18 protein-coding genes and 1 pseudogene are annotated in these 15,146 nt (G+C 61.9%); 17 read left to right on the plus strand and 2 right to left on the minus strand.

From position 1 onward, the window contains the following. Nucleotides 1-36: 36 nt before the first annotated feature. Nucleotides 37-465 (minus strand): annotated as a pseudogene (locus EEQ99_RS21115) (YcbK family protein). Here EEQ99_RS21115 and EEQ99_RS34665 point away from each other — a divergent pair. The 17 genes from EEQ99_RS34665 to trmB all read left to right on the plus strand — a co-directional run bounded on the left by EEQ99_RS34665 (nt 440) and on the right by trmB (nt 14,855). Beyond that, entirely contained in the window at nt 440-601 is a 162-nt protein-coding gene (locus EEQ99_RS34665; RefSeq protein WP_164735948.1) for a hypothetical protein, read from the plus strand. The pseudogene EEQ99_RS21115 and the gene EEQ99_RS34665 overlap by 26 nt on opposite strands. Before the next feature lie 50 nt (nt 602-651). After that, on the plus strand, nt 652-1,050 hold the full coding sequence (locus tag EEQ99_RS21120; RefSeq protein WP_028755482.1) for a VOC family protein: 399 nt from the start codon (nt 652-654) through the stop codon (nt 1,048-1,050). Between the two features lie 162 nt (nt 1,051-1,212). After that, a complete protein-coding gene (trpS, locus tag EEQ99_RS21125; protein WP_127431045.1) occupies nt 1,213-2,277 on the plus strand; it encodes a tryptophan--tRNA ligase in 1,065 nt (354 codons plus the stop codon). A 108-nt stretch (nt 2,278-2,385) separates the two neighbouring features. Next, nucleotides 2,386-2,877 (plus strand): universal stress protein, encoded by a 492-nt coding sequence (locus EEQ99_RS21130; protein WP_028755484.1) that lies wholly within the window; start codon nt 2,386-2,388, stop codon nt 2,875-2,877. 106 nt (nt 2,878-2,983) lie between these two features. Further along, nucleotides 2,984-3,550 carry a NifU family protein gene (locus EEQ99_RS21135; protein WP_028755485.1) on the plus strand — a complete coding sequence of 189 codons (567 nt, stop codon included), beginning with the start codon at nt 2,984-2,986 and terminating at the stop codon, nt 3,548-3,550. 89 nt (nt 3,551-3,639) lie between these two features. Beyond that, nucleotides 3,640-4,302 carry a tRNA (adenosine(37)-N6)-threonylcarbamoyltransferase complex dimerization subunit type 1 TsaB gene (gene tsaB, locus EEQ99_RS21140; protein WP_127431046.1) on the plus strand — a complete coding sequence of 221 codons (663 nt, stop codon included), beginning with the start codon at nt 3,640-3,642 and terminating at the stop codon, nt 4,300-4,302. Continuing rightward, nucleotides 4,299-4,799 carry a GNAT family N-acetyltransferase gene (locus EEQ99_RS21145; RefSeq protein ID WP_174824480.1) on the plus strand — a complete coding sequence of 167 codons (501 nt, stop codon included), beginning with the start codon at nt 4,299-4,301 and terminating at the stop codon, nt 4,797-4,799. The genes tsaB and EEQ99_RS21145 overlap by 4 nt, the downstream gene beginning before the upstream one ends. An 82-nt stretch (nt 4,800-4,881) precedes the next feature. Then, nucleotides 4,882-5,310 (plus strand): Fur family transcriptional regulator, encoded by a 429-nt coding sequence (locus tag EEQ99_RS21150; RefSeq protein ID WP_127431047.1) that lies wholly within the window; start codon nt 4,882-4,884, stop codon nt 5,308-5,310. A gap of 27 nt (nt 5,311-5,337) precedes the next feature. Then, nucleotides 5,338-6,135 (plus strand): lyso-ornithine lipid O-acyltransferase, encoded by a 798-nt coding sequence (olsA, locus tag EEQ99_RS21155; protein ID WP_127431048.1) that lies wholly within the window; start codon nt 5,338-5,340, stop codon nt 6,133-6,135. A 49-nt stretch (nt 6,136-6,184) separates the two neighbouring features. Further along, nucleotides 6,185-7,591: a tRNA (N6-isopentenyl adenosine(37)-C2)-methylthiotransferase MiaB gene (gene miaB, locus EEQ99_RS21160; RefSeq protein ID WP_047617196.1), complete on the plus strand. Its 1,407-nt coding sequence runs from the start codon at nt 6,185-6,187 to the stop codon at nt 7,589-7,591. Nucleotides 7,592-7,609: 18 nt separating this feature from the next. Then, a complete protein-coding gene (locus tag EEQ99_RS21165; protein WP_028757284.1) occupies nt 7,610-8,662 on the plus strand; it encodes a PhoH family protein in 1,053 nt (350 codons plus the stop codon). After that, the gene (ybeY, locus tag EEQ99_RS21170) at nt 8,662-9,177 is read left to right on the plus strand and encodes an rRNA maturation RNase YbeY (RefSeq protein ID WP_028757285.1); all 516 of its coding nucleotides are present in this window, start codon (nt 8,662-8,664) and stop codon (nt 9,175-9,177) included. The genes EEQ99_RS21165 and ybeY overlap by 1 nt, the downstream gene beginning before the upstream one ends. Continuing rightward, nucleotides 9,174-10,319, plus strand: coding sequence for a hemolysin family protein (locus EEQ99_RS21175; RefSeq protein WP_047617198.1), 1,146 nt, complete (start codon nt 9,174-9,176; stop codon nt 10,317-10,319). The genes ybeY and EEQ99_RS21175 overlap by 4 nt, the downstream gene beginning before the upstream one ends. A gap of 234 nt (nt 10,320-10,553) precedes the next feature. Then, nucleotides 10,554-12,158: an apolipoprotein N-acyltransferase gene (gene lnt / locus EEQ99_RS21180; RefSeq protein ID WP_028757649.1), complete on the plus strand. Its 1,605-nt coding sequence runs from the start codon at nt 10,554-10,556 to the stop codon at nt 12,156-12,158. A gap of 150 nt (nt 12,159-12,308) precedes the next feature. Next, complete coding sequence (locus EEQ99_RS21185; protein ID WP_028757650.1) at nt 12,309-12,728, plus strand: helix-turn-helix domain-containing protein; 420 nt, start codon at nt 12,309-12,311, stop codon at nt 12,726-12,728. A 178-nt stretch (nt 12,729-12,906) separates the two neighbouring features. Further along, complete coding sequence (gene metK, locus EEQ99_RS21190) at nt 12,907-14,145, plus strand: methionine adenosyltransferase (RefSeq protein WP_018485328.1); 1,239 nt, start codon at nt 12,907-12,909, stop codon at nt 14,143-14,145. Nucleotides 14,146-14,153: 8 nt separating this feature from the next. After that, nucleotides 14,154-14,855 carry a tRNA (guanine(46)-N(7))-methyltransferase TrmB gene (gene trmB, locus EEQ99_RS21195; protein WP_097543225.1) on the plus strand — a complete coding sequence of 234 codons (702 nt, stop codon included), beginning with the start codon at nt 14,154-14,156 and terminating at the stop codon, nt 14,853-14,855. A 3-nt stretch (nt 14,856-14,858) separates the two neighbouring features. Here the strand turns inward: trmB and EEQ99_RS34915 are convergent. Further along, the coding region (locus EEQ99_RS34915; RefSeq protein WP_210212244.1) for a hypothetical protein at nt 14,859-15,146 on the minus strand (288 nt) is incomplete at its 5' end.

A 15,146-nucleotide genomic window follows, 5' to 3' on the forward strand; every position in this document is an offset into this window, starting at 1 on the left:
AGCGTCCTTTGTGCGTCCGAAAGGACGCACGGCGCTCTAGCAGTCGACCCAGCGCCTTTGCGGTCCGACGTCGACATGGACGATGCCATTGCAATAGGTGCCGATGCCGCCGATGCCGGGCGCACTTCTTGCCGCCGCGATGATGGTGCGTTACGAGAGACCGGGCATCCTGATATCGGCCGCCAGGCATTTCCCATGTAGGGAGCCATGGCGGCGGGGATGCGGTCTGTGGCCAGAGGTTATTACCGGGCGTCGCCCGGTCTTTGCGGCAATATGCGACAAGATCGCCCGCAGCCGTTCGGGAAAGCAGCCGGCCCGGACGCTGACGGTCTGCACTGTGTAGGCGGTGCGCGCCTCATGTTTGGGAAGATGGACAGCGTGCCTTTTGATCTCTTGACCGACAGCACCCGTTGCTGATTGTAGGGCGAAAAGGCCTGCCATGGCGAGCAAAGTTGCGTTCTGCATGGTCGCTCCGATCGGCTATCCGGCGACCCCAACGGCACCGGCATCAGGCGGAGGATTTTCAGTTCAAAAAAAGCTTTTCTGTGAAATTTTATACTCAATTGTGAGTAAACAGCTTGATCAATTCGGCTTAAAATAACGGATATTTCCGATCCAAAATGGAATAAACGTCTCAATCGGGAGATAGACATGACGATCCAGTCGCTTTTCCTCGTCACCCTCGTGGTCGACGACTACGACCGCGCCAAGACCTTTTATTGCGATGCCCTCGGCTTCGACTGCCTGCAGGATGAGCGACAGCCAGAGGGCAAACGTTGGGTGGTGGTGAAGCCCAAGGGCGAAGACGGAGCGGCGTTTCTGCTGGCGCAGGCGGCAAATGCGGCGCAGCGGGCGGCAATCGGCAATCAAACGGGCGGGCGTGTCGGCTTCTTTCTGAAGACCGACGATTTCATGCGCGACCATGCCGCGATGCTGGCCGCCGGCGTGCGTTTTCTGGAGGCGCCGCGCCATGAGCTCTACGGCACGGTCGCGGTCTTTGCGGATCCCTACGGCAACACCTTCGATCTGATCCAGCATCACGCGGCCTGAACCCCTTGATTGCGACCGGGCGGCCGTGCATAAGCCGCGGCGTTAGCAACATGGGTGAAAACCCTGCCGCATAACGCAGCAATTTGAACTGTTACAGCGTCCTTTGCGCGCCTGAAAAGACGCGCGGCGCTGTGGGCCCTCCACCAGCCTATTGAGGACGACATGAGCGAATTCAAGAAACTCGTATTCTCCGGCGTGCAGCCGACCGGCAATCTGCATCTCGGCAATTATCTCGGCGCGATCCGCCGGTTCGTGGCGCTGCAGGAAGGCAATGACTGCATCTATTGCGTCGTCGACATGCATGCGCTCACCGCCCAACTCGTGCATGAGGACATGCCGAGCCAGACGCGCTCGATCGCCGCCGCCTTCATCGCCGCCGGCATCGATCCGGAAAAACATATCGTCTTCAACCAGTCGGCCGTGCCGCAGCATGCCGAACTCGCCTGGATCTTCAACTGCGTCGCCCGCATCGGCTGGATGAACCGCATGACGCAGTTCAAGGATAAGGCCGGCAAGGACCGCGAGCAGGCCTCGCTCGGGCTTTACGCCTATCCGAGCCTGATGGCGGCCGACATTCTCGTCTATCGCGCCACCCATGTGCCAGTCGGTGAGGACCAGAAGCAGCATCTGGAGCTTGCCCGCGACATCGCGATGAAGTTCAACCTCGATTATGTCGAGCATATCGGCAGGACCGACTACGGCATCGACATCACCGTCGGCAACGAGCCGGTGCATGCCTATTTCCCGATGGTCGAGCCGCTGATCGGCGGACCGGCGCCGCGGGTCATGTCGCTGCGCGACGGCACCAAGAAAATGTCGAAATCCGATCCTTCCGACCTGTCGCGCATCAACCTGATGGACGACGAGGACGCGATCTCGAAGAAGATCCGCAAGGCAAAGACCGATCCGGACGGTTTGCCGAGCGAGGTCGACGGGCTGCAGGGCCGTCCGGAAGCCGACAATCTGGTGGCGATCTATGCAGCACTTGCCGACAAGTCGAAGGCGGATGTGCTGGCCGAATTCGGTGGCCAGCAATTCTCCGTCTTCAAGCCGGCGCTGGTCGACCTCGCCATCCAGGTACTGGCGCCGATCACCGGCGAAATGCGCCGGCTGATGGACGACACCAGCCACATCGACGCCATCCTGCGCCAGGGCGGCGAGCGCGCCAGGGCCCGCGCCGAGGTGACGATGCGCCAGGTGCGCGACGTCATCGGCTTCCTCTACTGAGATAGATCTCCTCTTCTCCCCGCCGCGGGAGAAGAGGATTTTCTTCTCGGACATCAGGGCAAAAACTGGGCTTGCAAATTTCCCGCTTCGGGTGTCAGAGTCCGCGCCATGGTATCGAAACGACTCTCACGGCTCGAAGGTCATCGCCGCAAATTCATGGCGGTGATCGACGGTACACCCGAATGCCAACGCGCCGTTCATTATGCCGGCCGGCGCGCGAAGAATTCCAATGGCGGGCTGGTGCTGCTCTACGTCATCCCCGACGGGGATTTCCAGCAATGGCTTGGAGTCGAGGAGATCATGCGGGCGGAAGCGCGCGAGGAGGCCGAGGCGGTCGTTGCCAAGATCGCCCAGATCGTGCGCGAAACGATCGGTATCGAGCCCGAGATCGTCATCCGCGAGGGCAGTGCCGCCGAACAGATCAATACCGTGATCGAGGAAGACCGCGACGTGGCGATCCTGGTCCTGGCCGCCGGTTCGGCCAAGGAAGGCCCGGGGCCGCTGGTCTCGTCGGTCGCCGGCCGCGCCGCCGCCTTTCCGATCCCGGTCACCGTGCTGCCGGATACGCTGACCAACGAGGAAATCGACGCCCTCTGCTAGCTTTTCTTGAGTACAAGTCTCTTGATTAGCTCAGGCAATGGGCTTATCTTCTTTTGAAGAATTCTAAAGACGGCGGAGCCGACGGGCCGTCCGCATGGAGAACCAGATGTTCATTCAGACCGAAGCCACGCCGAACCCCGCCACGCAGAAGTTCCTGCCGGGCAAGGTGGTGATGGAAAACGGCACGGCCGAGTTCCGCAGCGCGCAAGAAGCTGAAGCGTCGCCGCTCGCCGCCCGCCTGTTCGAAATCCCCGGCGTCACCGGCGTCTATTTCGGCTATGATTTCATATCCGTCTCCAAGGACAATGCCGAATGGCAGCATCTTAAGCCGGCTATATTGGGCTCGATCATGGAGCACTTCATGTCCGGCAAGCCGGTTATGGGCGATGCCTCCATCCTCTCCGAAGACGCCGATGCCGGCGACGAATTCTTCGACGAAGGCGATGAATCGATCGTGCTGACCATCAAGGAGCTTCTGGAGACCCGCGTGCGCCCGGCCGTTGCCCAGGACGGCGGCGACATCACCTTCCGCGGCTTCAAGGACGGCAAGGTCTATTTGAACATGAAGGGTTCTTGCGCCGGCTGCCCATCCTCGACGGCAACGCTGAAGCACGGCGTGCAGAACCTGCTGCGCCATTTCGTTCCGGAAGTGCAGGAAGTGATTGCCGCTTAAAAATCTTGAATTCGTCCCTGTCGTTCATCTCAGGTTCGGCCAGGCGAATTTATCGATAGGCGACACTGGTTTATTCGGAAATTGATGGCATGATCATTCTGGCGCTCGACACGGCAGGTGTAGATTGCGCTGCCGGCGTCTACGACAGCGGCAGGAATACGATGCTGGGGGAGGCATCGGACATGATCGGCAAGGGGCATGCTGAACATCTGATTGGTATCGTCGATCGCGCGCTGGATCAGGCGGGACTTGCCCTTTCTGATATCGACCGGCTTGCCGTCACCATCGGTCCCGGCTCCTTTACCGGTATCCGCGTCGGTGTTGCCGCAGCCCGCGGTTTTGCGCTTTCCCTCAATGTGCCGGCCGTCGGCGTTACCACGCTCGAAGTCATGGCCGCTGCCCAGCGCGACAAGACGCCTGATCGCGCGGTGCTCGCGGCAATGGACGCCAAGCGGGACGAAATCTATCTCCAATCCTTTGCAGCCGACGGTTCTCCGCTCGACGCCCCCCGGGCGGTCAGCATTGGGGAGGCCCAGGCTTTTGCCGCCGGCTTCGACGGCGAGATCACCGGTTCGGCAACACCGCTGCTGAAGGCGGATGCCGGCGGCGATCACGCCAACCGATTCCCGATCTCCATGGTGGCGCGCCTCGGTGCTGCCGCCTCCCCCGATTCCGGAAAGCCGAAGCCCCTTTATCTGCGCGGACCCGATGCCAAGCCGCAGGCCGGGTATGCGATTGCCCGACGAGTATGACGATGCTGGAAGCCTATCTGACGCTGAAACCGGAATTCGAAATCATCGCCATGGAGCGCGAGGATTGCCGCGATGTCGCCATCCTGCACGGCGAGCGCTTCGCCCGGCCCTGGGGCGACGGTGAATTTCACGGCCTGCTGATGCAGGACACCGTGTTCGGCTTCGTCGCGCGCCAGACCAACGCCATCCTGAAAAAGCCGCTTCCGGGGTTCATTCTTGCCCGCCATGTCGCCGGCGAGGCGGAGATCCTGACGATCGCCGTGCAGGCGAAGGTCGCCCGCGCCGGGCTTGGCTGGCGGCTGATGCAGGCGGCGATGCGCGAGGCGCGCGCCCGCGGCGGCGAGAGCATGTTTCTCGAGGTCGACAACGGCAACACGGCAGCGCTTGGCCTCTACCGCAAGCTCGGCTTCGAAAAAGTCGGCGAGCGCCAGGGTTACTACAAGCAGGAAAACGGCGCCCTCTCCACGGCGCTTGTCATGAAGCGCGTTCTTCGGTAGTTCCCTGTCAGCGAGATGACATGCAGGCCGGCGCGAACGCCGTGCGGCGTTGTCGAAACACGAATTTCTTTAAAGGCGGGCCATGTCTGATGTAGCCAAGACCCTTGAGGAGCTTTGCACCGAACGCGGCATGCGCATGACCGAGCAGCGCCGCGTGATCGCGCGCATCCTGGAAGACTCGGAAGACCATCCCGACGTCGAAGAGCTCTACCGCCGCTCGGTGAAGGTCGATGCGAAGATCTCGATCTCGACCGTCTACCGCACCGTGAAACTGTTCGAGGACGCGGGCATCATCGCCCGCCACGATTTCCGCGACGGGCGCTCGCGCTACGAAACGGTGCCGGAAGAACATCACGACCACCTGATCGACCTGAAGACCGGCACGGTGATCGAATTCCGTTCGCCCGAGATCGAGGCGTTGCAGGAGCGTATTGCCCGCGAGCATGGGTTCCGGCTGGTCGATCATCGTCTGGAGCTCTACGGCGTTCCGTTCAAAAAGGAAGACCTCTGAAGCAATGGCAGCCCGGGAGACCAGTATTTGATCGCCTGGCTGCGCATCGCCTTGGCCGCTGTCGTCATTCTCGCGGCCAGCATCGTGCTGATGCCGCTGCAGCTGCTGGCGCTCTATTTCGACTGGCGGCTGCGCCGCAGGCTTCCACGCGTCTGGCACCGCATCGTCTGCTATTGCCTCGGCATCCGCGTCCGCGTGACCGGCAGGCTGGAAGACCGCCGGCCGCTGATGCTCTGTTCCAACCATTCGTCCTGGATGGATATCATGGTGATGTCGGCCGTTGCCGACGTCGCCTTCATCGCCAAGATCGAGGTGCGCGACTGGCCGATCTTCGGCACGCTCGCCAAGCTGCAGAAGAGCGTCTTCGTCGTGCGCGAGGAGAGGCGCAAGACCGGTCACCAGGCAAACGAGATCGCCGGGCGCATGGCCGACGGCGAGATCGTCGTGCTCTTCCCCGAGGGCACGACCTCGGACGGCAACCGGCTGCTGGAGGTCAAGTCTTCGCTGTTCGGCGCCGCCGCGATGGCCGTGCCCTATTCGCCAACGGGAACCGTCGTGGTGCAGCCGGTGGCGGTTGCCTATACCCGCGTGCACGGTATCGCCATGGGCCGCTATCACAGGCCGCTCGCCGCCTGGCCGGGTGATATCGAACTCCTGCCGCATCTCCTCGATATCGTCCGATGCGGCGCCATCGACGCCGAGGTTTCCTTCGGCGAGGCGGTGGATTACCGCACCGAGACCAATCGCAAGGAGGTGAGCGCGACGATCGCCTTGCGCATCCGCAACCTCCTGAACAGCCGCCTGCGCGGGAGGGAAATCTCCTGAAACAAGATTTCGATTTTCTCGGGCGGCAAAAACCACTAAATAGCGCGCCATGACACAGGACAGCGCCCTTCTCCAGGCCCCGGAGGCAATCCCCGACGGCAGCAACAGCCGCAAGGTCTTCATCAAGACCTATGGCTGCCAGATGAACGTCTACGATTCGACGCGCATGAGCGATGCGCTCGCCCGTGACGGCTATGAGCCGACCGAAGACATGGAAGAGGCGGACCTCGTTCTGCTCAACACCTGTCACATCAGAGAGAAGGCGGCCGAGAAAGTCTATTCGGCGCTGGGGCGGCTGCGCGAGATGAAAAAGAAGAAGGCGGCGGATGGCCGGGAGATGATGATCGGCGTTGCCGGCTGCGTCGCCCAGGCCGAAGGCGAGGAGATCCTGCGCCGGGCGCCTGCCGTCGACGTCGTCATCGGCCCGCAGACCTATCACCGCCTGCCGGAGGCGCTGCGCCGGGCCAAGCAGGGTCAACGCGTCGTCGATACGGAATATGCGATCGAGGACAAGTTCGAGCATCTGCCGATCCCCGAGAGCCGAAAGATCCGCGCCCGCGGCGTCACCGCTTTCCTGACGGTGCAGGAGGGCTGCGACAAGTTCTGCACGTTCTGCGTCGTGCCCTATACGCGCGGCTCGGAAGTATCGCGGCCGGTTTCCCAGATCGTCGAGGAAGCCGAAAAGCTCGTTGAGGGCGGGGTGCGCGAGATCACCCTGCTCGGGCAGAACGTCAATGCCTGGCACGGCGCCGGGCCGCGTGGCGAGGCGTGGAGCCTCGGCGACCTGCTCTACCGCCTTGCCGAGATCCCCGGCCTGGCGCGGCTGCGCTATACCACCAGCCATCCGCGCGACATGGACGACCGGCTGATTGACGCCCATCGCGACTTGAGAGCGCTGATGCCCTATCTGCACCTGCCGGTGCAATCGGGCTCGGACCGTATCCTGAAAGCGATGAACCGACGCCACACGGCAGCCGAATATCTGACGCTGATCGAGCGCATCCGCACGGTGCGGCCCGACATCGCGCTGTCTGGCGATTTCATCACCGGCTTTCCGGGGGAGACAGACAAGGATTTTGAGGATACACTCAGGCTTGTGGAGGAGGTTCGTTATGCACAGGCCTTCTCGTTCAAATACTCGACACGGCCGGGCACTCCCGGCGCGGAACTGAAGGACCAGGTGCCGGAAGAGATCAAGGCAGAACGGCTGGAACGCCTGCAAACGCTTCTCCTGAAGCAGCAGCAGGAATTTGCCGAATCCTGCATCGGCAAAGAGATCGACCTGTTGCTCGAAAAGCCCGGTCGCATGCCGGAACAACTGATCGGACGTTCTCCCTGGCTTCAATCCGTGAATGTTGATGCAAAAGCATCGCAAATCGGTGACATTATTAAAGTGCGAATCACCGGAACCGGAACGAACAGCCTGTTTGCCGAACGCGCAGAGGCTGCGGTTTAACCCAAGGAGCCCGACCGCTTGAACGGACAAGAATTGGTTTCTTCTTCACCGCGCCACCCCCGCACGCCGAGCGATACCAATCACTTCGTCCTGACGTTCGAGAACAACCGCTTCGCTAGCGAGCTCTTCGGTCAATTCGACCAGAACCTCAAGCTGCTCGAGGAACGGCTCAATATCGATGCGCGGGCGCGGGGCAATTCGGTCGTCATCACAGGCGATATCGTGACAACCAACCAGGCGCGGCGCACGCTCGACTATCTCTATGAAAAGCTTCAGAAAGGCGGCAGCGTGGAAAGATCCGACGTCGAGGGCGCAATCCGCATGGCGGTCGCCGCCGACGATCAGCTCAGCCTGCCCACAATGGAGCGCAAGGCAAAGCTGACGATGGCACAGGTTTCCACCCGCAAGAAAACGATCATCGCCCGCACCCCGACCCAGGACGCCTATATCAGGGCGCTGGAGCGTGCCGAGCTGGTCTTCGGCGTCGGCCCGGCCGGCACCGGCAAGACCTATCTCGCCGTCGCCCATGCCGCCCAGCTCCTGGAGCGCGGGGCGGTCGAAAAGATCATCCTGTCGCGTCCGGCGGTCGAAGCCGGAGAGCGCCTCGGCTTCCTGCCCGGCGACATGAAGGAAAAGGTCGATCCCTATCTTCGCCCGCTCTATGATGCGCTCTATGACATGATCCCGGCCGACAAGGTCGATCGGGCGATCACCGCCGGCGTCATCGAAATCGCGCCGCTCGCTTTCATGCGCGGCCGGACGCTGGCCAACGCCGCCATCATCCTCGACGAAGCGCAGAACACGACGTCGATGCAGATGAAGATGTTCCTGACGCGTCTCGGCGAAAATGCGCGCATGATCGTCACCGGCGACCCGAGCCAGATCGACCTGCCGCGCGGTGTCAAATCCGGCCTCGTCGAGGCGCTGCAGCTTCTGAACGGCGTCGAGGGCATCTCGATCGTGCGCTTCAAGGATACCGATGTCGTGCGCCATCCGCTGGTCGGGCGCATCGTCAGGGCCTATGATTCCACCTATGCCGTCGAAGCCGAAGACGTCAGCCGGCAGGACTGATGGCCGAACTCGACATCCAGATCAGCGTCGAGGATATCGGCTGGCCCGGCGAGGAGACGCTGCTGTCGTTTTGCGAACGCGTGCTCAGCGCCGCGGCAATCTATCTCCGCGACAGCGAGAAGCAGCCCTTCCCCAAGATGCCGCCCGAGGTTTCGCTCGTCTTTACCGACGATGCCTCGATCCAGGACATCAACGCCGAATGGCGCGGCAAGGACAAGGCGACCAATGTGCTGTCGTTTCCGGCCTTTCCGGTGCAGCCCGGCAAAATGCCCGGTCCGATGCTCGGCGACATCATCATCGCCCGGGAGACGGTGGAGCGGGAAGCCCACGAGCTCGAAAAGAGTTTCGACGACCACCTGACCCATCTTCTGGTGCACGGTTTCTTGCATCTTCTCGGCTACGACCATATGAATAGTGCTGAAGCCGAAATTATGGAGGGGCTGGAGACTCGCATTTTGGCGCAGCTCGGCCTATCTGATCCCTACGAGGGTCAAGACCTTAAAATGGAACCATGAGCGACTTTACGACGAAGCCGGCGGCAGACGCCAAGGACTCCGAGCCATCCTCCTCTTCGGACGAGGCGGGCAGTAGTAGTCGGCCATCCGGCCGATCCCAATCCTTCTGGTCGCGCGCCGCGCGCATCCTCCGCCCGCAGCAGGGCTCGCGACTGCGCGAGGATCTCGCCGACGCGCTGATGACCGATGCGGCCGGCGACGACGCCTTTTCGCCCGACGAACGGGCGATGCTGCACAATATCCTGCGCTTCCGCGAGGTGCGCGTCGCCGACGTGATGGTGCCGCGCGCCGATATCGAGGCGGTCGACCAGAACATCACCATCGGCGAATTGATGATCCTGTTCGAGGAATCCGGCCGCTCGCGCATGCCCGTCTATGCCGATACGCTCGACGATCCGCGCGGCATGGTGCATATCCGCGACCTGCTCTCCTATGTCGCCAAGCAGGCGCGCAACAAGCGCCGCGGCCCGGCGAAACCGGCCGCTGGCGTACCGGCGATCGAGGTTGCGCCTGAGAACATCCAGAAGCCCACGCGTTCGGCCAAGCCAAATTTCGATCTCGCCCGCGTCGACCTGCAGAAGACGCTGGCCGAGGCCGGCATCATTCGCAAGATCCTGTTCGTGCCGCCGTCGATGCTGGCGTCCGACCTGTTGCGCCGCATGCAGGTGAACCGCACCCAGATGGCGCTGGTCATCGACGAATATGGCGGCACCGACGGGCTCGCCTCGCACGAGGACATCGTCGAAATGGTGGTCGGCGACATCGACGACGAACATGACGACGAAGAGGTAATGTTCAAGCGCGTCGCCGAAGACGTCTTCATCGCCGACGCCCGCGTCGAACTGGAAGAGATCGCCGAAGCGATCGGGCCGGATTTCGACATCAGCGAGCAGGTCGACGAGGTCGATACGCTGGGCGGGCTGATCTTCTCGGCACTTGGCCGCATCCCGGTGCGCGGCGAGGTCGTCCAGGCGCTGCCTGGCTTCGAATTCCACATTCTCGACGCCGATCCGCGCCGCATCAAGCGGCTGCGCATCACCCGCAAGCGCCATGCGATGCGCCGCCGCGCCAAGGCGGATGGCGACTCCACTCCCGGCTCCGAGACCGGCGACGACCGGCCGGCGGAATCGGCTGCCAATTAGCGCTTCGGCACGAAAATTGGAATCGATTTTCGGAAAGCACGATGCGTGAAGGTTGGAGCGCCGCATTCAATTTGATTGATGCGATGCGCTTCAGCTGTTGGTTTTTGTGCCTGTCGTTGTCCCGGCACCGCCGCACATCTCCGGGCGACATGCATTAACATCCATTAACAGGACAAAGAGCCGCTTTTTTGAAAGACTGCGAACGGGTTGATTCGCGGTTTGATGGGAGTGCGCATGGAGCGGCTTGCGGACAGGGTTATCCTCGTCTGGGGTTTCAAACGGTCGCTGCTGGCCATCGCCGCCGGAGCATTTGCGGTTCTGGCGCTGCCGCCCATCGGCTTTTTCGCGGCAATGTTCATCTCCTTCACGCTGCTCGTCTGGCTGATCGACGGGGCGGCGGCTTCGCCTGAAAGCGGCCTGGTCGGCAGGCTGTGGCCGGCATTCGCCACCGGCTGGCTGTTCGGCTTCGGCTATTTCGTCGCGGGCCTGTGGTGGCTCGGCCATGCACTGCTGGTCGATCAGGAGGAATTCGCCTGGGCGCTGCCCTTGGCCATCCTCGGGCTGCCGGCCTGTCTGGCTATCTTCTACGGGCTGGCGACTGCCCTTGCCCGCATCTTCTGGTCGGATGGCATGGGGCGGATCGCCGCACTGGCGGCCTGCTTCGGGCTGATGGAATGGCTGCGAAGCGTGATCCTCACCGGCTTCCCCTGGAACGCCATCGGCTACGGCATGATGCCCGTTCCGCTGATGATGCAGTCGGCGCATGTGATCGGGGCGATGGGGGTGACGGCGCTTGCCGTCTTCATCTTTTCCGCGCCGGCGCTTGCCGGGACACGCCAAGATGCACGCGGCGGCATCGCACTCGCCGTCGCGCTGTTTGCCGCCCATCTCGGTTATGGGGCCTATGCCCTCCATCTCGCGCCGCGGCCGGAAGCCTTGCCCGAGGACAAGCGGCCGGTGGTGCGGCTGGTGCAGCCTGATATCGACCAGGCGGCGAAGATGGACAACGACGCCGACCGCAATGCGATCTTCGAGACGCATCTGAAGCTGTCGGCCGAAGCGCCGAGGAATGGCGCACGCAAGCCCGACATCATCGTCTGGCCGGAAACCTCGATCCCGTTCATCCTGACCGACAATCAGGATGCGCTGACACGGATCGCCGATACGCTCGACGACAACCAGATCCTGATCGCCGGCGCCGTCCGCGCCGAGGAGATGGGACCGGGCACGCCTGCGCGCTACTATAATTCCATCTACGTGATCGACGGCCGCGGCCAGATCATCGCCGCCTCCGACAAGGTGCATCTGGTGCCCTTCGGCGAATATCTGCCCTTCGAGGACGTGCTCACCGAATTCGGCATCCAGAATGTCGTCGAGATACCGGGAGGATTTTCGGCCGCGGCAAGCCGGCACCTGCTGGCGCTGCCCGGCGGGCTCAATCTCTATCCGCTGATCTGCTACGAGATTATTTTCCCCGATGAAATGACCGGCGACATCAAAGACGCCAATGCGATCCTCAATATCACCAATGATGCCTGGTTCGGCGCGACACCCGGCCCCTATCAGCATTTCCAGCAGGCGCGGGTCCGGGCTGTCGAAACCGGGCTGCCGTTGATTCGTGATGCCAATAGCGGCATTTCGGCGCTGGTGAACGCACATGGGGAAATTATCGCCGGTCTCGATCTCGAGCAAACCGGCTTTATCGATGCAACTCTTGATAGGCTCGGCGAAGGGGACGGAACGCCAATCCCCCGGCAAACATACTTCTGGTTGACCGAGGCGCTGCTCATTTTGATTGCGCTAATTTCTCGTAGAGGTTTTATTTCCGGGTTGAATTGACCAAAAACCCCTAAAATTGCATAGTGATGACAATCGGCGTTCTTAGCGTATGTTTGAAGGTGGGTTCTTACCGCCTGCAACGTGGCGTTTTGGGATGGATCAGGGGCATGCCGGTTAGAAACAGTTGAAATTCTTAGCTAGGGCACGACCATGATTGAAAACAAGAAGAAGCCAAATCCCATCGACATCCACGTGGGCAGCCGTATTCGTCTCCGCCGAACGATGCTTGGCATGAGCCAGGAGAAACTGGGCGAAAGTCTCGGCATTACATTCCAGCAGATCCAGAAATACGAGAAGGGAACCAACCGCGTCGGCGCAAGCCGCCTGCAGAACATCTCGAATATTCTCAATGTTCCGGTTTCCTTTTTCTTCGAGGACGCGCCCGGCGAACATACCGGCTCCATGGGCGGCATGGCCGAGGCCTCCAGCTCGAATTACGTCGTCGATTTCCTGTCTTCCTCGGAAGGCCTGCAGCTCAACCGCGCTTTCGTCAAGATTTCCGATCCCAAGGTTCGCCGCAAGGTCGTGGAGCTGGTGAAGGCGCTTGCGGCTGAAGCCGACGCCGACTGAACCACATCAGGCGTGGAATTCGAAAGGCGGTCGAAAGGCCGCCTTTTCTGCGTTTTTGGGGCAAAATTTGTCACTTTGCCGCAGATATAAAGATATATTTATGTCCTTCTGCGCTTGTCATCAAGCCTCGAACTGAGTACCTACTAGCTGGCTTTTATTCTTTGAGGGGAATCCCGAAATGCGCGCGAATTATCTCTTTACCAGCGAATCTGTTGCCGAGGGTCATCCGGACAAAGTCTGTGACCGCATCTCCGACGAGATCGTCGATCTGGTCTACCGCGAAGCGGCCAAGACCGGCGTCAATCCGTGGGGCGTGCGCATTGCCTGCGAAACGCTGGCGACGACCAACCGCGTCGTCATCGCCGGCGAAGTCCGCCTGCCGCCGAGCCTGATGAAGAAGGACAAGGACGGCAAGGACGTCATCAACCCGTCGAAGTTCAAGGCCGCCGCGCGCCGCGCCATCAAGGATATCGGCTACGAGCAGGACGGCTTCCATTGGAAGAAGGCCAAGATCGACGTGCTGCTGCATTCGCAGTCGGCCGACATCGCGCAGGGCGTCGACAGCGCCGCCGACCAGCAGGGCGACGAGGGCGCCGGCGACCAGGGCATCATGTTCGGTTACGCCTGCCGCGAAACGCCGGACCTGATGCCGGCCCCGATCTATTATTCCCACAAGATCCTGCAGCTGCTGGCAGTCGCCCGCAAGAAGGGCGACGGCGAAGTCGCCAAGCTCGGCCCCGACGCCAAGAGCCAGGTGACCGTGCGCTACGTCGACGGCAAGCCGTCGGAAGCAACCTCGATCGTGCTGTCGACCCAGCATCTTGACGAGAGCTGGGATTCGAACAAGGTTCGCGCCGTCGTCGAGCCCTATATCCGCGAAGCGCTGGGCGAGCTGAAGATCGCTGACGATTGCAAGTGGTACATCAATCCGACCGGCAAGTTCGTCATCGGCGGACCGGACGGCGATGCGGGCCTCACCGGCCGCAAGATCATCGTCGACACCTACGGCGGTGCCGCTCCGCATGGCGGCGGCGCATTCTCCGGCAAGGACACGACGAAGGTCGACCGTTCGGCGGCCTATGCCGCCCGTTACCTTGCCAAGAACGTCGTCGCCGCCGGCCTTGCCGACCGCTGCACGATCCAGATCTCCTACGCGATCGGCGTCGCCCAGCCGCTGTCGATCTATGTCGACCTGCACGGCACCGGCAAGGTTACCGAGGATCAGATCGAGGCAGCGATCCGCAAGAACATGGACCTTTCGCCGACCGGTATCCGCCGCCATCTCGACCTCAACAAGCCGATCTACGCCAAGACCTCCGCTTACGGCCATTTCGGCCGCAAGGCCGGCCGCGACGGCTCGTTCTCCTGGGAGCGCACCGACCTCGTGAAGGCGCTCAAGGAAAGCGTAAAGGCCTGAGATAAAGCATGACGGATATGGAACGTCGCGGCCGGGCGACCGAAGCCTTTTTCGGTCGCCGCAAAGGCAAGGCTCTGCGCGAACAGCAGGCCGAGACGCTGAACAGCCTGCTGCCGGCATTCCTGATCGATCTCTCGGCGGCGCCCCCGGCGCCGCTGACGTCCCTCTTCCCGGTTCCGGTCGAGCGCTTGCGGCTGGAAATCGGTTTCGGCGGCGGCGAACATCTGATCCACCGCGCCCTGGAGACGCCGTCGACCGGCTTCATCGGCGTCGAGCCCTTCGTCAATTCCATGCAGAAGCTGCTGTCGCGCATCGGCGAGACCGGCACCTCCAATATCCGCGTTTATAATGACGACGCGACACAGCTGCTCGACTGGCTGCCGGACGCCTCGCTCGATCAGATCGATCTGCTCTATCCCGATCCCTGGCCGAAGCGGAAGCACTGGAAGCGGCGCTTCGTCTCGAAGACCAATCTCGACCGCTTTCATCGCGTGCTGAAGCCCGGCGGCCTGTTCTGCTTCGCCTCCGACATCGACACCTATGTGAACTGGACGCTGCTCAAATGCCGCGACCATGGCGGCTTCGACTGGGTGGCCGAGAATGCAGCGGATTGGCTCACCCCCTATGCGGGCTGGCCGAGCACACGCTACGAGGCCAAGGCCCGGCGCGAGGGCCGCTCTTCGGCCTATCTGACGTTCAGGAAGATCTGAGGCTCAAGGAAAGTCGGCGGACAGACGCAATGTTCGGCGGCGCGAAGGATTGCCCGGGGCTGCTGGAACTTTCTGGTATTCCGTCATAAGTGGCACCAATGACTGCTGATGGCTCTCAGCTGCCGTTTGGCGCTCTCTGCATTCATGACCGCTTTGCGCCTCACGCACGAACCCGCTTCGCGGGAGGGTGCGCGCGGTGAGGTTGGTGTGATTATCTGAAGTTCTAGGCAGGCAGAGGCTGTTGCCAGACGATTGAGTTCCCTTCAACGAGAGGAACTTTCCATGGCCAGC

This window comes from Rhizobium anhuiense (assembly GCF_003985145.1).
Lineage (GTDB): Bacteria > Pseudomonadota > Alphaproteobacteria > Rhizobiales > Rhizobiaceae > Rhizobium > Rhizobium anhuiense.

Bases quoted from the DNA above. Each gene is read 5' to 3' on its own strand.
- EEQ99_RS21130 (WP_028755484.1), top strand. From the start codon at position 2,386: ATGGTATCGAAACGACTCTCACGGCTCGAAGGTCATCGCCGCAAATTC.
- EEQ99_RS21135 (WP_028755485.1), top strand. From the start codon at position 2,984: ATGTTCATTCAGACCGAAGCCACGCCGAACCCCGCCACGCAGAAGTTC.
- EEQ99_RS21145 (WP_174824480.1), top strand. From the start codon at position 4,299: ATGACGATGCTGGAAGCCTATCTGACGCTGAAACCGGAATTCGAAATC.
- trpS (WP_127431045.1), top strand. From the start codon at position 1,213: ATGAGCGAATTCAAGAAACTCGTATTCTCCGGCGTGCAGCCGACCGGC.
- EEQ99_RS34665 (WP_164735948.1), top strand. From the start codon at position 440: ATGGCGAGCAAAGTTGCGTTCTGCATGGTCGCTCCGATCGGCTATCCG.
- EEQ99_RS21175 (WP_047617198.1), top strand. From the start codon at position 9,174: ATGAGCGACTTTACGACGAAGCCGGCGGCAGACGCCAAGGACTCCGAG.
- miaB (WP_047617196.1), top strand. From the start codon at position 6,185: ATGACACAGGACAGCGCCCTTCTCCAGGCCCCGGAGGCAATCCCCGAC.
- trmB (WP_097543225.1), top strand. From the start codon at position 14,154: ATGACGGATATGGAACGTCGCGGCCGGGCGACCGAAGCCTTTTTCGGT.
- EEQ99_RS21185 (WP_028757650.1), top strand. From the start codon at position 12,309: ATGATTGAAAACAAGAAGAAGCCAAATCCCATCGACATCCACGTGGGC.
- lnt (WP_028757649.1), top strand. From the start codon at position 10,554: ATGGAGCGGCTTGCGGACAGGGTTATCCTCGTCTGGGGTTTCAAACGG.
- EEQ99_RS21120 (WP_028755482.1), top strand. From the start codon at position 652: ATGACGATCCAGTCGCTTTTCCTCGTCACCCTCGTGGTCGACGACTAC.
- ybeY (WP_028757285.1), top strand. From the start codon at position 8,662: ATGGCCGAACTCGACATCCAGATCAGCGTCGAGGATATCGGCTGGCCC.
- tsaB (WP_127431046.1), top strand. From the start codon at position 3,640: ATGATCATTCTGGCGCTCGACACGGCAGGTGTAGATTGCGCTGCCGGC.
- metK (WP_018485328.1), top strand. From the start codon at position 12,907: ATGCGCGCGAATTATCTCTTTACCAGCGAATCTGTTGCCGAGGGTCAT.
- EEQ99_RS21150 (WP_127431047.1), top strand. From the start codon at position 4,882: ATGTCTGATGTAGCCAAGACCCTTGAGGAGCTTTGCACCGAACGCGGC.